This is a genomic window from Bacillus sp. TH19, assembly GCF_016651075.1.
In the GTDB taxonomy this organism is placed as follows: domain Bacteria; phylum Bacillota; class Bacilli; order Bacillales; family Bacillaceae_G; genus Bacillus_A; species Bacillus_A mycoides.
On the sequence record NZ_JAEKEO010000007.1, the window covers coordinates 2,209,246 to 2,225,640 of the forward strand.

Consider the following 16,395-nt stretch of genomic DNA (forward strand, 5'->3'; position numbering starts at 1 on the left):
TAGCCTCCTTATAAATTTTTGAATGCATCGATTTGTTGTCGTGTGAATGATTCTATATTTTCACCGGATGCATATTTTTCGTACCATTCAACGGTCCAAGCGATAGCATTTTCTGTGGATAGCTTAGGAGTCCAGTCCAGTTTATTTACTGCTTTTGTACTATCGAGTGTTAAAATAGGTGATTCATAAGGAGTATTTATAGTGGGAGAAAGTATTGTTAATGGTTTATTCCATAATTTTATTACAGATTGAATGACATCATGGACGGTTCTGTTAGCCTCGTTAATTGGTCCGAAATTCCATGCTTCTGCATACTCTTTATACTTCCAAAGTTTCTCAGCTAAAAGGATATATCCATGTAAAGGATCCAAAACATGTTGCCACGGTCGGATAGCATTTTTGTTTCGAATACTTAAAGGACGGTCTTGTGAATATGCACGAATGATATCTGGGAATAAGCGATTTTCTGCCCAATCACCACCACCGATGACATTGCCTGCTCTTACTGAGGCGAGTGAAAGGGTGTTCGTGTGAAAAAAAGATTTTTGATATGATGCTGCAACTAGTTCAGCACAAGCTTTACTAGCACTATAAGGGTCGAAACCTCCTAGTCGATCAGTTTCCGCGAATGCCCGGTTACCGCTCCCTTCATTTTCATAGCATTTATCACTTGTAACATTAATGATGCCACGTATACTTTCTATATGTTTTGCTGCTTCTAATACGTGAACAGTACCTAAAACATTCGTTTTAAATGTTTCGATAGGATTTTTGTATGAAGTGGTGACGATTGGCTGAGCTGCTAAATGAAATAGTATGTCAGGGTTATGCTGTTTCAGGGCATGGAATAAAGAATCGTAATCTGTAATATCGCCTTTAATTGTTATGCACTCTTTTGATACGTTACATTGTTCAAAAAGGTTAGGGATGGATGGGGGGTGAGAAGAATAGCCAACTACTTCTGCACCTAATGAAGTTAAAAAAAGGGTAAGCCATGAGCCTTTAAAGCCAGTATGTCCAGTAATAAATACTTTTTTCTTATTCCAAAAAGATGATGAAGCCATATTACCAAACCTTCCACGGAGCGTTATTACTTTCCCATAGCTCGACTAATTTATTTTTATCGCGCAATGTATCCATTGGATGCCAAAAACCAGTATGTTGATATGAGGCCAATTCGTTTTTGTTTACTAACTGAACTAAAGTGTCTGTTTCAAAAACAGACTTATCTCCACTAATGTAATTGAAAATATCAGGATTTAAAACGAAAAATCCACCGTTAACCCATCCGCCATCCCCGAGTGGCTTCTCTTGAAAGGATGTTACAGACTGTTTATCTAATACGAGAGAACCAAATCTGCCTGGTGGTTGTACGGCAGTAACAGTAGCCATTTTGTTGTGTTTTTTATGAAATGCAATGAGTTCTTTTATATTTACATTACTTAATCCATCACCATAAGTGAGACAGAAAGGTTCGTCTCCAACATAATTTTTTATCTTTTTAACTCGTCCACCTGTTTCGGTATTTAGACCAGTATCAATTAATGTAACTTTCCATGGTTCTATAGGATGAGAATGGCTAGTAATTGTGTTATCGCTTAAATGTATTGTGAAATCTGACATGTGTAAGTTGTAATTTAGAAAAAACTCTTTAATTGCATATCCTTTATAGCCTAAGCAAATAATAAACTCAGTGATCCCATAATGGCTAAACAAACTCATAATGTGCCATAGAATAGGTTTTGTTCCAATCTCAATCATAGGTTTTGGTTTTAAATGTGTTTCTTCCCCAATTCTTGTACCGTATCCACCTGCAAGAATAACAGCTTTCATTTTTTCCTCCTAAAATAAAAATTTATAATATATACAGTATTCATATTTTATGCAAATGAGATTGTTTTTGATTAAGCGGATGAAATGGTGTGAGGTGATGACCATGCAAAAAACATTATGGTTTAAACTTTGGAAATAATTCTTGATATTCAGGATTATTACGGAGGTCTTGAGTTACGTTACTAAGCTCTAAAAAACGTGTTTCCAGTTCTTCAGGAGATTGACCGTAATGTGTTTGGAGTCCCATTTGAACACCTATTTTTGAAAGGGTAGGTGTAATTTGTAATTTTCTTGCCTTTGACTGTTCATTCCAAGGGCTAAAATAAAATTTTAAAATAAATGAAGGATAGTCATAAACTATATTCCCGTGCCGCGAATAATGTCTACCAGGTAAATATGCACCATCTAGATGATTGTGAATAAATCTCCAGGCACATCCGAGTTTTGGGTTATAAGGGAAGACGCCGTGGTATCGTTGTTCTACTAATGGGATAGAGTATCTTGGCTTTGAATAATTGTACTTATGGCTATCTATCATTAAAATCATTCTAATCGCATACATATTTTGTCCTAGTGCATGAAGAGATGAGAAAAACTCTTCTGTATTATTACAACAAAAGAATTCAGTAGTATTTAAAACGATTTTCCAACCTGAAATTTCTCTTTCAATTCCCATCACTTCAATATCAGTATTTGTTGGATCAAACTCAAGAAATCTGGAATCTCGCACTTCCCAGTGGGGTGCGAATAATTTACAAATCTCTACGGAACGATCAGTAGAACCTCTATTAATTAATATGCCGTGATCAAATATTTTTGTATGATGCATAAGCCACCATGGAAGTAGGTATTCTTCATTATAAAAATGAGAAATGATAGTTTTTTTAATATTAATCTCCTCCTATACAAGCAATCGTTATTAGTAAGGTATGCTGTTAAATAAGAAAGGTTGAAAGGAAAAAGCTGTATAGTTATAGATTAATTGTTTTTATTAATAAAGGATGAAATTTAGAAATTTGTGAAATTTGTGAAATTTGTGAATGATAACCATCACGTTTGACTGTACAGTTTATGTATTGTATGATAATAGTAATATAAACAAGGGGGGAAGATCGTTGGGAAGGTGTATCGAATCGGACAGTTGGCTCTCATGGCTCACGTGTCGAAACGAACGATTGATTATTATACGAATCTAGGTATCTTAAAAGCGGAGCGATCTCAATCTAATTATCGCTATTACGACGAAACAGCATTTGAGACATTACAATTTATTGAGAAGTGCAAAGAAATGCATATGCCGCTTTGTGAGATTAAAGAGAAAATCGAGGAGAAGAAGCTGCTCGGTATCAATGAACACGTTTCGAAACAAGTGAATGAAGTGACAGACCATATTCATCGATTAGAAGCAGAGTTAACGGAGTTAAAGCCGCTTTTAGATGAATTGACTGATTCACAACGTGAAAAAATATCGAAATCTTTATCTGGTCAAACGACAGCTTTAATACAGACACTTGCTCTATTATTATAGAATAAGTGAAATCCGACCTCTTTAATTTTTGTATCGGGCTATGTTTTCTAACGAACAAATAAGAAAACATTATAGTATACAGGAGGTGGACACCTTAGTTTTTTAACTAAGGGGATTCATTGGAAATATTTAATTTAGTCATGGTTGCGATTTTAATCGCATTTACTGGATTTTTCGTAGCAGCAGAGTTTGCGATTGTAAAAGTACGTTCAAGTCGTATTGATCAGCTTGTTGCGGAAGGGAAACGCGGTGCTTTAGCAGCGAAAAAGGTAACAACAAATTTAGATGAATATTTATCTGCTTGTCAATTAGGTATTACAGTTACAGCTATGGGATTAGGTTGGTTAGGTGAACCGACAATCGAAAAGTTATTACACCCGTTATTTGAGAAATGGAACATAAATCCTTCTATTTCATCAGTATTAACTTTTGGTCTTGCTTTTATGCTAATGACATATTTACACGTTGTAGTAGGGGAATTAGCTCCGAAAACGCTGGCAATTCAAAAGGCTGAAAAAGTAACGTTGTTATTGGCAACTCCGTTAATGATGTTCTATAAAATCATGTATCCATTTATTTGGGTATTGAACGGTTCAGCTCGTGTTATAACTGGTTTATTCGGTTTGAAACCAGCTTCTGAACATGAAGTAGCTCATACAGAAGAAGAATTACGTCTTATTCTTTCGGATAGCTATGAAAGTGGCGAAATTAATCAAGCTGAATACAAGTATGTAAATAATATCTTTGAATTTGATAATCGCATTGCGAAAGAAATCATGGTACCGCGTACAGAAATCGTTGGTTTCTATCTTGAAGATTCAGTAGAAGAACACATGAAAGTAATCCAAAATGAACGATACACACGTTATCCGATTTTTGGAGAAGATAAAGATGATATTATCGGTATGGTCAACGTAAAAGATTTCTTTATTCGATATATGAACAACGATCAAGAAGATTTATCATCGATTCGCACGTATATGCGTCCGATTATTGAAGTTATGGAAACGACTCCAATTCATGATTTATTACTGCAAATGCAGAAGAAGCGAATTCCAATGGCTGTTTTATATGATGAGTACGGAGGAACAGCTGGAATTGTAACGCTTGAAGATATATTGGAGGAAATCGTCGGCGAAATTCGTGATGAATATGATGAAGATGAAGCACCACCAATTCAACATGTGAACGAGTATCATAAAATTGTTGATGGAAAAGTGCTTATCTCAGAAGTAAAAGATTTGTTTGGATTACACATTGAAGAAGACGATGTGGATACAATCGGTGGATGGATTATGATGCAAAATCATGAAATCGAAGAAGGACAATACGTTGAAGCAGAAGGCTATGAATTTAAAGTATTAGAAAAAGATGCTTATCAAATTAAACGTGTTGAAATTCAAAAAATGGAACAAGAACAAGAGAAAGCAGCAACTGTGTAAGTTGCTGCTTTTCTTCTGACACATAATAAAATGTGAAATTAGGAGCGGATATTTTGATTCAAGTAGCCTTACGTGTATATCGATTACAATTGTATACGATCTTTAGTGGTTTACTACTAATGTGGGCGGTTACTCCGTTTGGGAAACAAGTGACAGGGTTCGGTATCGGTTTAGCAGTTAGCGCATATTGTCTTTGGCTATTAGCTCGCAGAGTGGAGAAATTAGGAAGAAGTATCGTGATGAAAGAAAAGGCTCCTGGATTAGGAGTCCTAAACCGATTTGCAGCCGCAATATTAGGGGCTATCATTATGTTTGAAATTGAGCATGAAATGGAAATGTGGGCATTCGGTACTGGAATATTGGGTGGACACTTTTTAATGATTGCGAATTTAGCCTATGCAAATATGCAGCTAGTAAAAGAAGAAGAGAAGCAAAAGGAAAATGCTTCGAAAAACATAGAACTCTGATGAAAGGGACCTAATCAGGTTCCTTTTTTGCGTTTAAAAATAAATGATATAATACGAATGATTTACTGGTACTTATCGAATTTATGCCAAACATAATACGCTTATTTTTGGGGCATTTCAATAGTATGAAAAAAAATTAAAAAAAATTAAAAAACCCATCGATTTCTAAAGCTTATGTATGTTATCATGACAAAAGAATTTGCGAAAGAGGTGGATACCAATGTTACAAGCTTTACTTATTTTTGTGCTTCAAATTATTTACGTTCCAACTTTAACAATCCGTACGATTTTGCTTGTAAAGAATCAAACAAGATCCGCTGCAGGTGTAGGATTGTTAGAAGGAGCAATTTATATTGTCAGTTTAGGTATTGTGTTTCAAGATTTATCAAATTGGATGAACATTGTTGCCTATGTCATCGGCTTTAGTGCGGGACTATTATTAGGCGGTTATATAGAAAATAAATTAGCAATTGGATATATTACGTATCAAGTTAGTTTGCTAGACCGTTGTAATGAATTAGTAAATGAATTACGCCATTTTGGATTTGGCGTTACAGTATTTGAAGGTGAAGGAATAAATTCTATACGTTATCGCTTAGATATCGTTGCAAAGCGTTCTAGAGAAAAAGAACTGTTAGAAATTATTAATGAAATTGCACCGAAAGCGTTTATGTCTTCTTATGAAATCCGTTCGTTTAAAGGTGGATATTTAACGAAGGCGATGAAAAAGAGAGCATTGTTGAAGAAGAAGAAAGATGAACATGCATCGTAAAGAAAAGGGAGTAGTGCAGCTTTAAAAGCACGGCATAATCCCCATAGAAAAAAGAGAGGAATCTATATTGAAAAAGATTCCTCTCTTTTTTCTGCTTTTTCTCAGATTAACAATTAACCATACAACTTGAATAATTAGTGGTAATATAAATGCAATTAATAAAACGATAAATGTTATTAATTTCAGCTCAGGTGTTTGAGTAACGCCGGTCCCATCAACCACTCTTAGCCAAATGATAGCTGCCAATATCCCGAAAGTTATAATCCAAAATATGTTACCAATCCACCAATAAATCCATCTGCCTTTCATGCTAGCACCTCTTATATTTACCCTCTGTTAAAAGTATATTTCCGGTTGTTATATTTAAATGAAATAACTATAAAACTACTTTTTTTAACTGTATATCTAACTTGTTTAAAGGTTGCCATGTCTCCATCTTCGTTATCATCTTTCGTTTGCAAAAGTTGAACTTTTGGCTTGTAGTCTGTCCTATGAGCGTGCTCGATATCTTTAATGTTAAGTTTGTAGGATTCACCATTATTTATTTTTTGTTCCAATACTTTTTTATTGGCAACATAAATAAAAGTTACTTTATTTTCATCAATACCTTCAGTCTTAATTTCTAATTCATTATCTTTTGTTGTAATCGTTGGTGTTAATAATTCAATACTACCGCTTCCGGTTTCTAAAGAATTTTCTACTATAGTTGAACATCCGGATAAAATGATTCCGATGAATAGAAGAACAATTAATTTCTTTTTCATAACATCCCCCAATTTCAAGTGATTTTTGATCTTGGTATTGCTAGACTGCTAGTGTGGAACGTAAATGTTTAGCTAGCACTTTTTTTATTGTACCATAATATGTAAATTAAAATAGGTTATATATCCAATTTAAGGGAGGTTGAAAAGTTTACTTATTGTTGAGAATCAGTATTTTACAGTAGGTATTTATGTTCTTTACAAAGCGGTGTTGATAAAATCATTACGAATTGGATATCCAAATATATGATGAAATGTAGACAGGAGAAAGAGCTTAATACGAAGCAATCTTATTTTTATAGAAATTACAATTTTTACATATTAAAATGATGATAGGGAATAGATGAATTCATTCACTTCGGAGGTAGTTACTTGAACATTAACGAGAAGGCAATTGAAATGTTTGAACAAAATGAATATGAGGAAGCAATGGAAGAGGAAGTGGATATTCCGAAAGGGTATTTTGATATTGTATATTCCATTTATGCATTAGGTTGGACTTCAGATTTAGGAAAAACGTTGGAACTGATTCATTCATATGTAAAGCCAGGAGGAAGCTTTGTTTTTAGTTGGGAGCATCCGGTATATTCAAATTTACAGTATGGTACAGAAGAAATTGCTTTTAAGTCTTCTTATCATGAGGAAACTCCTATTACGTTTGAAACATTTAAAGGAGAAAATGTACAAGCGACATTATATAAGAGAAAAATAAGTACATACATAAATGAGTTTAAATAGAGTGGGATTTACAATTGAGAGAATAGAAGAGCCTGAACCGTCTCGTGTATTTGATGAAGAAGTAGCTACACCTTCTACGAAATATTATTCTTTATATAAAGCTAGAATGGTGCCAACTACTTTTATTATTAAGGCGAGGAAGTAAAATGCTTTATAAAAAGAAGCCTATCATTTCAAATAAATGAAATGATAGGCTTCTTTATTTTTAACGAATTCCCCGAAAGAATTCTCCTTCCTCAAGCGTGTGAAGGGCGTAGCCCAACGGTAGGTGGGAGATGAATTTCGGTTTGGCATAGCCAAAAACTTTTGATAAACTAGCTATATGAAGTTCTTTGATAACTTGATATATGAGGTTGCAGGAAGAAAATAGAGTGCGAAAACCAAGCCATTCGGTTCCTGCGTAAAATATCAACCGTACCAAAAGAGCGTCCAAGCGTTGGACATCTAGGGGTGGAACACCCCGAAGTAACGCTCAGGGAGACGAAAGGGTACTTTCGTCGTGGAACTGAGAAGCTCCCACTTCAAGCTTTGCTAAGTGGCGAGTAGTTCACAAAAATGAGGTCAAAGATGTACTTTTCATATAAAAATGCATTTCATATAAAAAGTGTAATTATTTTGGGGAAGGGGGATTGTTGTGCGTCATCATAGAAAGTGCAAAAAATTCGGAGTGGCACTGCCTCTTCCGCTTGTGGGAGCAATTGGACCAGCTGGTAACAGTGGACCGACTGGACCAACTGGAGGCCATGAAGGTCCAGTCGGTCCTCCAGGCATCACCGGTCCTAGAGGGGCAATGGGTCCACAAGGTCCTCAAGGTATTCAAGGTCCACAAGGTGCCACGGGAGCAACCTGAGCAACCGGGGCAACTGGAGTAACAGGTTCTCAAGGAATTCAAGGAGTGCAAGGTCCACAAGGAGTGAGCGGATCGACTGGCTCAACAGGTGCGACTGGCCTAACCGTCTCAACCGAAGCAACTGGATTATCTGCTATATCAACAGGTGGTGGGTATTTCTTTTCTACATCAACAAGTACAATTGCAGCAAATGCCAAAATTCCAATTAATTCAGGATCTACTGTATATGGAACTGGTGTATCTTTAACTAGTGCTACAACTGTCACAGTATCCACACCAGGAATATATTTAGTAAGCTACTATTTCCAAGGGGATGCAAGTGGTGGGAATGAGACAGTATCTGTCAGATTGCTATTAAATGGAACTCAAGTAACAGGGAGTTTTATACAAAATGTAACGACATCAACTGTAGTAATCGAACCAGCTATTTCAAATACACTTCTTGTGAATGTAGCGAGCGCAAATTCAACGTTAATATTACAAAATGGTCCATTAGGTGTTGGGCATGTGACCACTATAGCAGGCACGATTACAGCAAGTTTAAATGTGTTGAGGATATTATAAAAAGTATAGGGAATATAAAAAACACAAGGAATGTCTTTACAGACACACCTTGTGTTTTTTAATATTAAATAAACATTTTCTTTATCTCTTCGGTTGAAAAATATGCTGAAAAAAGTATTTGTGATGTAAGTTATCTACAACTTTATTTGCTTGATATGTGCGGTGTTGTTCGAGTCGAAGTCTTTGCTCCATCATTTTTATTGCGTGATCTGATAAACGTAACATTGTACCAGTCTCCTTTTCTATAAATATAGTTTTCTGATTGATATCGATTCCATATTTATAACTAAGGAGGCAAAGTGTGTAACATAGGCAAAAAGCACCTTCCTCTCCCATTACGCTTACGAGGTTAGCTGTCGGACTCGGGAAGTGAGAGTTTCCCTACTTGAAAAAGATTCGCCCCAAGTAGCATAGCTACAAAAATGGTTCCCCCGCTCCAAAATTTGGACTCAGCAAAAGGTTGTATAAAGTAAAAAATAACATAAATAAATAATTAAGTCAAACTTTTTTGTGTTTTCTGTCTTTTAAGTTGCGTAAGAATCATGCCATCAGGTAGTGTTGTATCTGTTACTTCAATGAAGCTGTGTTTTTTATATAATGCGAGAGCTGGAGTATTGGCTTTACCTGTTTGTACAATGTATGTCATTGAAGACGAGAACATGTTAAATATATAAAGTAGCAGTTTCGTTGCGATTCCTTTTTGAAAAAAATCGGGCGATACAACTAATCTGTGGATATCGATTAGTTCTTCTTCTTGTATAAAAGAAATAAAGCCGACGAGTTTATTTTCAGAGAAATATCCATAGAATGTTTCATCACAATTTTGAATATCGTTTACAGTATCATATAAACGAGGTATTGCAGTACTGTTTAAAAAGTCTGCTTCAATTTTATAAGCTGGAATTTGAACCTTTAAAATGGATGTTGCTACTTCATAAGAAGTGGGAAGTAATTTATGAATCATAGATAATAACGCCTCCTTTAAATATGATATATTAATATAATTGATTTGTGGGTAAGTTTGACAATTTTTTTCTTTTTTGCATATAATATATGTATCTCCATACATAAAATGTTCGTAGGTATATTTCTATAGTAGGATATGGTTAGCGTAGATAAATACGTAATCTTATATAAGAGTTTAGCTACTCTTGTATTTGATAATACAAACTATAATAGAAATGAGGGACTAAAAATGGGATGGATTATTACATTAATAGTTGGTGCTATTATAGGTATAATTGCTAGTTCTATAACGGGTAAAAATTTTCCAGCTGGTATGTTTGGAAATATAATTGCTGGTTTACTAGGAGCTTGGTTAGGTAGTAGATTATTTGGATCTTTTGGGCCATCATTTGGTGGGATTCATGTCGTGCCAGCATTATTAGGTGCAATTGTGTTAATTCTTATTGTATCATTTGTAGTAAAAGCTGCAAGAAAATAAAGGCTATTACTGATTGTTTTATAAAGCCCTTTTAGGGCTTTTCCTAATTAGAGAGGTGGTACACTTGGAGAAAGTAAATATAAGAAAAAGAGATAAGTTGAAAAAGTTTTTTAAAGAACAAAATTATTTAGCTGTACTACTTGGATTCGCGTTGCTGTTTGTAAATATATTATTACTTACAAAAATATCATTCGTCTTTACACCGTTCGTCGTATTTTTAAAAACAATCTTTTTCCCAGTATTATTAGCGGGAGTACTATTTTATATATTGCATCCATTCGTTTCTCTTTTAGAAAGAAAAGGTGTGTCGAGAATTGTGTCAATTGCCTCGATATATATAATTGTTCTTGGATTATTTGTTTTTCTTGCGGTCACGGTTATTCCAATTATTAAAGATCAAGTAAATGCTTTAATAGATAACTTGCCATATTTCGGGCATGAAATCGAAAGGGCAGCACGTAAATTTGGAGAAAGTAATGTAATTGGTAGAATGCAGGAAAGTTTAAATATTGATTTTGCTAATATCGTAAAAGATTCTACAATGAACTTTACAAAATCACTATCATCAGTAACAGGAAATGTAACTGGATTTTTAAGTACAATTACTGAAGTTGTTTTAACATTTGTAATGGTTCCATTTATTTTGTTCTATCTTTTAAAAGATGGTGAGCAATTACCGAATCATTTTTTAAAGTTTATATCTGAGCAAAGACAACCAGCTGCGAAGAGAATACTAGATGATATGCATTATGCGATTAGTTCGTATATTAGAGGACAAATTATTGTTAGTTTATTTATCGGTATTATGCTATTCATTGGTTATCTAATAATCGGCATTAAATACGCTGTATTACTTGCTATTTTGGCGATGATTGTAAACATTGTTCCGTATGTAGGGCCAATTATCGCTATAACGCCAGCGTTAATTATCGCTTTTATTGACTCGCCAGCAATGATTTTAAAAGTAATTATTGTCATGATGGTTGTACAATTAGCAGAGGGGAAATTTATTTCACCACAAGTAATGGGCAAAAAGTTAGACATTCATCCAATTACTATCATTTTTATTATTTTAACTGCTGGAAATTTATTTGGAATTATGGGGATTATTTTGGCAATTCCAGGATATGCGATATTAAAAGTGTTAGTTACGCATAGTTATAGATTTGTTAAGTTGAATACGTAAAAAAGAGCTAAAACAGATAAATCTGTTTTAGCTCTTTTTCATTAACAATTCATTTGCATATTGGCGTGCCCATTGATCAGCTTCTAATATAGCATCTAAAGAAGGATCTTTTACGTTATGATGAGCCTCAACGGTTTTGTAAATTGTTTTCTCAATATCGAAAAATGCAATTTCATTTTTAAGAAATAGTGCATTTGCAATTTCATTTGCTGCATTTAATACGGCTGGAGTTGTACCGCCAATTTTTCCACATTCAAATGCATATTGTAGACAGGGGAACTTCTCTAAATTTGGTTTTTCAAAATGCAAACTACCAATTTCTAATAAATTTAATTTTTCATAGGATGAAGGTAGTCGAGTAGGGTAGTGAAACGCATATTGAATCGGCATTCTCATATCAGGAGCACCGAGCTGTGCCATGACTGATCCATCAATAAATTCCACTAAAGAGTGAATGATACTTTCTTTATGAATCATAACATCAATTTTTTCATAAGGAATATCGAATAGCCACTTAGCTTCTATCACTTCAAACCCTTTATTCATTAACGTGGCAGAATCTATCGTTAGTTTTGCGCCCATTAACCAGTTTGGGTGTTTTAAAGCATCCTTCGCTTGTAATGTTTTCATTTCTTCACGTGTTTTATCACGAAAAGCGCCGCCAGAAGCTGTAACAATTAATTTTTCGATTTCCTTATTATTTTCCCCATTTAAACATTGGAAAATGGCTGAATGTTCACTATCAACTGGAATTAGGCGGCATCCGTTTTGTTTCGCTAGTTCGGTGACGATATGTCCAGCTGCAACTAAAGTTTCTTTGTTAGCGATAGCGATATCTTTCTTCGCCTTTAATGCTTCAATTGTTGGGAGTAAACCTGAAACACCGACAACTGAACTTAATACAAGATTTGTATCAGGATGGGTAGATACTTCAATTAAGCCATCAGTTCCATATGTAATTTTTGTATTTGTTGAAATACGAGAACGTAATGTGTCCGCTAATTCTTTTGTCGCTACGCTTACAATACGAGGCTGAAAAGATTCGATTTGTTTTTCGAGAAGATTGATATTATAATTTGCGGTTAAACCGACGATTTTAAAATGTTCAGGATGAGCGGAAACGACATCTAATGCAGATGTTCCAATGGATCCTGTTGAACCTAAAATGGATATATATTTTACCATAAAAAAACCTCCAAAGTTGTTTCGAGTATTTCTGCAAACCTATATATTATTAGACAATTAAGGTGGAAATTCCTGCTATATAAAACAGAAAATTAGGGTTTAATTGGAAAGGGAATGTGATAAACTGTAAAAAACGAAAAAGCAATGAAAGAGAAGAGTACATATTCAAAACTTTTCAGAGAGCTGATATGTGGTGGGAATCAGTAAGAGATGAATATGGAATGGGCTCTGGAGCTTCTTACTGAAATGAGTAGGTAAAGACGGTTACTTCACGTTAAGAAGTTGAAGTGAGCTATAATGATAGCTAATAAAGGTGGTACCGCGGGAGTTTCTCGTCCTTTTTTTAAGGATGAGGGGCTCTTTTTATTTTGAGAAAGGAGGAGTTAGGATGAGCGAGAAAATTATGTTAACAGGAATTAAGCCGACAGGTTATCCGCATTTAGGAAATTATATTGGTGCAATTAAACCTGCATTGCAAATGTCAAAAAATAATGAAGGAAAAGCATTGTACTTTATAGCTGATTATCATGCGTTAAATGCAGTGCATGATCCAGAGAAGTTCAGTAGTTATACGAAAGAGGTAGCAGCTACTTGGTTATCACTTGGACTTAGCGAAGATGTTATTTTTTATCGACAAACGGAAGTGCCGGAAATTTTAGAATTAGCTTGGATATTAGCTTGTCTAACTCCGAAAGGTCTTATGAACCGTGCCCATGCGTATAAGGCGAAGGTAGAGCAAAATAAAGAAGCGGGATTAGAAATTGATGCAGGTGTGAATATGGGATTATATACGTATCCGATTTTAATGGCGGCTGATATATTATTATTTCAAGCTACTCATGTACCAGTTGGAAAAGACCAAATTCAGCATATTGAAATTGCGCGTGATATTGCGACGTATTTTAATCATACATTTGGCATGACATTTACACTTCCTGAGTATGTGATACAAGAAGAAGGAGCGATTTTACCTGGTCTTGATGGAAGAAAGATGAGTAAAAGTTACGGGAATGTTATCCCATTATTTGTAGAGAAAGAAAAACTCCGAAAGCTCATTTTTAAAATCAAAACCGATTCGTCACTTCCAAATGAACCGAAAGAACTTGAAACGTTATTTATGATTTATAAAGAGTTTGCGGAAGAGGATGAAATTCAGTCGATGCGTGAAAAGTATGAGACCGGAATTGGTTGGGGAGATGTGAAAAAAGAGTTATTCCGCGTTGTAGACAGTGAGTTAGCGGATTCTCGCGAAAAATACGTTAAGTATATGAATGAGCCTTATTTATTATATGAGGCGTTAGAAAAAGGTGCGGAAAAGGCACGAGCTATTGCGAAGGTGAATTTAGCGGAAATAAAAAAACGGATTGGATTTGAGAGGGAACGTTAAGCGTTCCCTTGTTTTTGCTGGTAATCTGTAATAATCCTATCAATAACAGGAGGGAGATTACTAGGTAATTCATCAAGTGAAAAGAAGCGCAGTTCTTTCGATTCCGTTTGATTGCATACAAGCTCACCGTGGAATTCTCGGCAAATATAAACAGCGAGTACACCATGTACTTGATCGCCGTTTGGATAGATTTGAAAGAAATCAGGTCCTGAGTATGTACGGAATAGTTCTGGATTTTTAATGATAAGTCCAGTTTCTTCATATACTTCTCGTTGTAAAGCGTCTTCTAACGTTTCGTTATATTCTAAGGCGCCACCAATAATGCCCCAGCGATTAAAATCTGTACGGAGCTGCAATAATATTTCATTTTTCTCATTTAATATAATGGCGTGTGATCCGATTAAAATGAGTGGATGATTTCCTACTAGATTTCTCATGTCTTCAATATAGCCCATAATTCTTCTCCTTATATTTAATAATAATTAGGCAGTTCTTTTAACATTTTTTCTGTTTTACGTGCTGTAAATGCTAAGTTATGATCATCTTTTGTTCTAAAAAATAATGTGCGTAAAAAGATTTTAATGTTTGCGCATAAAATACAATACTCATTAAGGGAAAGGCGTTTTCTAATTTGAGGAAGCCTTTTTATTTTTTTATAAATAATTGAAATTAACTCATCTTGCGGGAAGTCATGATATAGCATAGATAGTAACGGTGTAACAATTCGTTCATCTTCATTATTATGAAAAAGATCCGATGGAATGAAAATTTTATTTAATAAACAATGAATTAATTCCTCGTACCATTCAAAGGTCGTATAGGAATTGTGAACAATTTCAGAAAAGGCATCAGATACGTGGGCAAGACAATGAGCCCATCCTTTATTTTCAATATAGCCTCGAAAATCCATTTCTAAGTTTGTGTATGTAATGAGTTTGTTTTTTATTTCTTCGATATCCTCCTCTGTAAAAAAGTAGTGCGAGTTAGCGAATTGGAGTATTAATGCAAGTAACGAAACAGTATAAGAACGTGTGAAAACCCCATCTGTAAGTGGGGAGTGAATGTCACAATATAAATACTCATCACTTAAACAAGTTTGTAGAAGTAATTTCAACTGATCATCCATAAGGAATTCATGATGAATGAAATGTGCAAAACATTTATATATAAGTTGGTAACGAACGTAACTATCAGTTGTTCCGATATACTGAAGCATATTGAGCGTTAACTCATTAATATCTATATGTTGCAGTTGCGTATAGTCATTTTGTTGTATAAGCTCTAACTGTTGTTGCAGCGCTGTAATATCCAATGGAGAACCTCCTCCGCACTTTAAAGATGCGATGTTTTCTAGTATTCTATATATTCAAGGACAATCCTGCTCATGCAAGGAGAACAAGTAGAAATTCGAGTATGACATAGATGAGGGAAGTATATGATGACTATAGAACAGTTAGAAAAACATTTTAAAATAAGAAGAAATGCTTCTTCTATCATGATAAAAGAAAATGATGCAGAGGTTTTTACAGAAGAGCAATTAGAAGAGATAATGCAATATTGCGTTGCTGAAGCTGAAAAAGATGGAATAGAAGAATTGCAATTTGAAATTTCTTCAAAAAGCCCAAATTATGATGTGTATAAGAAGTGTTTCGAAACGTATTCATTTGAATATATTACTGAAAACATGATTGTATTTAAGGATATATATGAAGTAGAAGATATAGAAAGTGAAATTGATTTTAAGCTTATTGAAGAGATAGGCGAAGCCGCTTTTTATTCACTGTGGAATGAAGTGACGGGAGAACAAATCGATTATGATCAATTTGTAAATACGATGCTACAAGAAATAGGTGGGCAATGGAAAGAACATTGTTTAACAGCAAGTATCGATGAAGAGCCAATAGGAATTGTAATCCCGCATATTGAAAGAGGTACGTTAGAAGAAGGAAAACTTATGTATTTCGCAGTCGCTCCAAATATGCGAAATAAAGGGTATGAAGCAGCATTCTTTACAGGGGCAATGTTTGTCTTAAAAGAAATAGGCGCATCTTATTATATTGGCGAGACAAATGTACAAAACGAGTGGATGAAGGATGTCTTTGAAAAGAACGGATGTCAGCAGCTGAGCTCTACTGAGCGATATGTGAGAAGGTTTTAGAAGGATGGATGGCTTACTCTCTCGAACTCATTTAGCGGGAATCCGTGTACAACTTATGAACAAGTAAAAGAACTTTTTGC

The 16,395-nt window shown here is 34.7% G+C and carries 18 protein-coding genes, 2 pseudogenes, 1 riboswitch and 1 other annotated feature; of the genes and pseudogenes, 10 read left to right on the top strand and 10 right to left on the bottom strand.

Translation table 11 applies throughout. From position 1 onward, the window contains the following. Positions 1-8: 8 nt before the first annotated feature. From rfbG to JFU54_RS15175, 3 genes are all read right to left on the bottom strand, one after another. Positions 9-1,064, bottom strand: coding sequence for a CDP-glucose 4,6-dehydratase (gene rfbG, locus JFU54_RS15165; protein ID WP_088039846.1), 1,056 nt, complete (start codon positions 1,062-1,064; stop codon positions 9-11). Between the two features lies 1 nt (position 1,065). Beyond that, a complete protein-coding gene (gene rfbF / locus JFU54_RS15170) occupies positions 1,066-1,833 on the bottom strand; it encodes a glucose-1-phosphate cytidylyltransferase (RefSeq protein ID WP_201065045.1) in 768 nt (255 codons plus the stop codon). Between the two features lie 115 nt (positions 1,834-1,948). Beyond that, positions 1,949-2,722, bottom strand: coding sequence for a glycosyltransferase family 2 protein (locus JFU54_RS15175; RefSeq protein WP_078176817.1), 774 nt, complete (start codon positions 2,720-2,722; stop codon positions 1,949-1,951). Between the two features lie 234 nt (positions 2,723-2,956). On the opposite strand from JFU54_RS15175, the gene JFU54_RS15180 reads away from it, so the two are divergent. The 4 genes from JFU54_RS15180 (at position 2,957) to JFU54_RS15195 (ending at position 6,042) form a co-directional block, all read left to right on the top strand. Further along, positions 2,957-3,361, top strand: a complete 405-nt coding sequence (locus JFU54_RS15180; protein WP_012261301.1) for a MerR family transcriptional regulator — start codon at positions 2,957-2,959, stop codon at positions 3,359-3,361. A gap of 119 nt (positions 3,362-3,480) precedes the next feature. After that, positions 3,481-4,803, top strand: a complete 1,323-nt coding sequence (locus JFU54_RS15185; RefSeq protein ID WP_002137356.1) for a hemolysin family protein — start codon at positions 3,481-3,483, stop codon at positions 4,801-4,803. 53 nt (positions 4,804-4,856) lie between these two features. After that, positions 4,857-5,270, top strand: coding sequence for an ATP synthase subunit I (locus JFU54_RS15190; RefSeq protein ID WP_002084378.1), 414 nt, complete (start codon positions 4,857-4,859; stop codon positions 5,268-5,270). A gap of 220 nt (positions 5,271-5,490) precedes the next feature. Next, the gene (locus JFU54_RS15195; protein WP_002014015.1) at positions 5,491-6,042 is read left to right on the top strand and encodes a DUF2179 domain-containing protein; all 552 of its coding nucleotides are present in this window, start codon (positions 5,491-5,493) and stop codon (positions 6,040-6,042) included. Between the two features lie 21 nt (positions 6,043-6,063). Here the strand turns inward: JFU54_RS15195 and JFU54_RS15200 are convergent, their stop codons facing one another. After that, positions 6,064-6,351, bottom strand: a complete 288-nt coding sequence (locus tag JFU54_RS15200; RefSeq protein ID WP_201065048.1) for a DUF3923 family protein — start codon at positions 6,349-6,351, stop codon at positions 6,064-6,066. A 17-nt stretch (positions 6,352-6,368) separates the two neighbouring features. Then, the gene (locus JFU54_RS15205) at positions 6,369-6,806 is read right to left on the bottom strand and encodes a hypothetical protein (protein WP_201065053.1); all 438 of its coding nucleotides are present in this window, start codon (positions 6,804-6,806) and stop codon (positions 6,369-6,371) included. 420 nt (positions 6,807-7,226) lie between these two features. Between JFU54_RS15205 and JFU54_RS15210 the strand changes: the two are divergent. Then, a pseudogene (locus JFU54_RS15210) lies at positions 7,227-7,686 on the top strand (methyltransferase domain-containing protein); the annotation flags it as partial. Between the two features lie 546 nt (positions 7,687-8,232). Further along, a pseudogene (locus JFU54_RS15215) lies at positions 8,233-8,955 on the top strand (BclA C-terminal domain-containing protein); the annotation flags it as partial. An 81-nt stretch (positions 8,956-9,036) separates the two neighbouring features. Here JFU54_RS15215 and JFU54_RS15220 read toward each other — a convergent pair. Next, entirely contained in the window at positions 9,037-9,180 is a 144-nt protein-coding gene (locus JFU54_RS15220; RefSeq protein ID WP_000945246.1) for a hypothetical protein, read from the bottom strand. A 97-nt stretch (positions 9,181-9,277) separates the two neighbouring features. After that, a riboswitch (cyclic di-AMP (ydaO/yuaA leader) is annotated at positions 9,278-9,420 on the bottom strand. A 28-nt stretch (positions 9,421-9,448) separates the two neighbouring features. Continuing rightward, positions 9,449-9,919 (bottom strand): GNAT family N-acetyltransferase, encoded by a 471-nt coding sequence (locus tag JFU54_RS15225; RefSeq protein ID WP_201065056.1) that lies wholly within the window; start codon positions 9,917-9,919, stop codon positions 9,449-9,451. 231 nt (positions 9,920-10,150) lie between these two features. Between JFU54_RS15225 and JFU54_RS15230 the strand changes: the two genes are divergently transcribed. Next, positions 10,151-10,399 (top strand): GlsB/YeaQ/YmgE family stress response membrane protein, encoded by a 249-nt coding sequence (locus JFU54_RS15230; RefSeq protein ID WP_002033357.1) that lies wholly within the window; start codon positions 10,151-10,153, stop codon positions 10,397-10,399. A gap of 64 nt (positions 10,400-10,463) precedes the next feature. Continuing rightward, the gene (locus tag JFU54_RS15235; RefSeq protein WP_201065059.1) at positions 10,464-11,585 is read left to right on the top strand and encodes an AI-2E family transporter; all 1,122 of its coding nucleotides are present in this window, start codon (positions 10,464-10,466) and stop codon (positions 11,583-11,585) included. Between the two features lie 27 nt (positions 11,586-11,612). On the opposite strand, the gene JFU54_RS15240 is transcribed toward JFU54_RS15235, so the two are convergent. Beyond that, the gene (locus JFU54_RS15240; RefSeq protein WP_201065062.1) at positions 11,613-12,770 is read right to left on the bottom strand and encodes a 1-deoxy-D-xylulose-5-phosphate reductoisomerase; all 1,158 of its coding nucleotides are present in this window, start codon (positions 12,768-12,770) and stop codon (positions 11,613-11,615) included. A gap of 135 nt (positions 12,771-12,905) precedes the next feature. Beyond that, positions 12,906-13,113: a binding site (T-box leader), on the top strand. A 45-nt stretch (positions 13,114-13,158) separates the two neighbouring features. Between JFU54_RS15240 and JFU54_RS15245 the strand changes: the two genes are divergently transcribed. Beyond that, positions 13,159-14,157, top strand: coding sequence for a tryptophan--tRNA ligase (locus JFU54_RS15245; protein WP_201065065.1), 999 nt, complete (start codon positions 13,159-13,161; stop codon positions 14,155-14,157). Here the strand turns inward: JFU54_RS15245 and JFU54_RS15250 are convergent. After that, positions 14,154-14,612, bottom strand: coding sequence for an NUDIX hydrolase (locus JFU54_RS15250; RefSeq protein WP_201065068.1), 459 nt, complete (start codon positions 14,610-14,612; stop codon positions 14,154-14,156). The two genes, JFU54_RS15245 and JFU54_RS15250, sit on opposite strands and share 4 nt — an antisense overlap. Before the next feature lie 17 nt (positions 14,613-14,629). Then, complete coding sequence (locus JFU54_RS15255) at positions 14,630-15,469, bottom strand: DUF2785 domain-containing protein (RefSeq protein ID WP_002013997.1); 840 nt, start codon at positions 15,467-15,469, stop codon at positions 14,630-14,632. A gap of 123 nt (positions 15,470-15,592) precedes the next feature. On the opposite strand from JFU54_RS15255, the gene JFU54_RS15260 reads away from it, so the two are divergent. Continuing rightward, the gene (locus JFU54_RS15260) at positions 15,593-16,315 is read left to right on the top strand and encodes a GNAT family N-acetyltransferase (protein WP_201065070.1); all 723 of its coding nucleotides are present in this window, start codon (positions 15,593-15,595) and stop codon (positions 16,313-16,315) included. Positions 16,316-16,395: the final 80 nt, after the last annotated feature.

Bases quoted from the DNA above. Each gene is read 5' to 3' on its own strand.
- JFU54_RS15240 (WP_201065062.1), bottom strand. From the start codon at position 12,770: ATGGTAAAATATATATCCATTTTAGGTTCAACAGGATCCATTGGAACA.
- rfbF (WP_201065045.1), bottom strand. From the start codon at position 1,833: ATGAAAGCTGTTATTCTTGCAGGTGGATACGGTACAAGAATTGGGGAA.
- rfbG (WP_088039846.1), bottom strand. From the start codon at position 1,064: ATGGCTTCATCATCTTTTTGGAATAAGAAAAAAGTATTTATTACTGGA.
- JFU54_RS15195 (WP_002014015.1), top strand. From the start codon at position 5,491: ATGTTACAAGCTTTACTTATTTTTGTGCTTCAAATTATTTACGTTCCA.
- JFU54_RS15200 (WP_201065048.1), bottom strand. From the start codon at position 6,351: ATGAAAGGCAGATGGATTTATTGGTGGATTGGTAACATATTTTGGATT.
- JFU54_RS15205 (WP_201065053.1), bottom strand. From the start codon at position 6,806: ATGAAAAAGAAATTAATTGTTCTTCTATTCATCGGAATCATTTTATCC.
- JFU54_RS15260 (WP_201065070.1), top strand. From the start codon at position 15,593: ATGATGACTATAGAACAGTTAGAAAAACATTTTAAAATAAGAAGAAAT.
- JFU54_RS15250 (WP_201065068.1), bottom strand. From the start codon at position 14,612: ATGGGCTATATTGAAGACATGAGAAATCTAGTAGGAAATCATCCACTC.
- JFU54_RS15230 (WP_002033357.1), top strand. From the start codon at position 10,151: ATGGGATGGATTATTACATTAATAGTTGGTGCTATTATAGGTATAATT.
- JFU54_RS15225 (WP_201065056.1), bottom strand. From the start codon at position 9,919: ATGATTCATAAATTACTTCCCACTTCTTATGAAGTAGCAACATCCATT.
- JFU54_RS15220 (WP_000945246.1), bottom strand. From the start codon at position 9,180: ATGTTACGTTTATCAGATCACGCAATAAAAATGATGGAGCAAAGACTT.
- JFU54_RS15245 (WP_201065065.1), top strand. From the start codon at position 13,159: ATGAGCGAGAAAATTATGTTAACAGGAATTAAGCCGACAGGTTATCCG.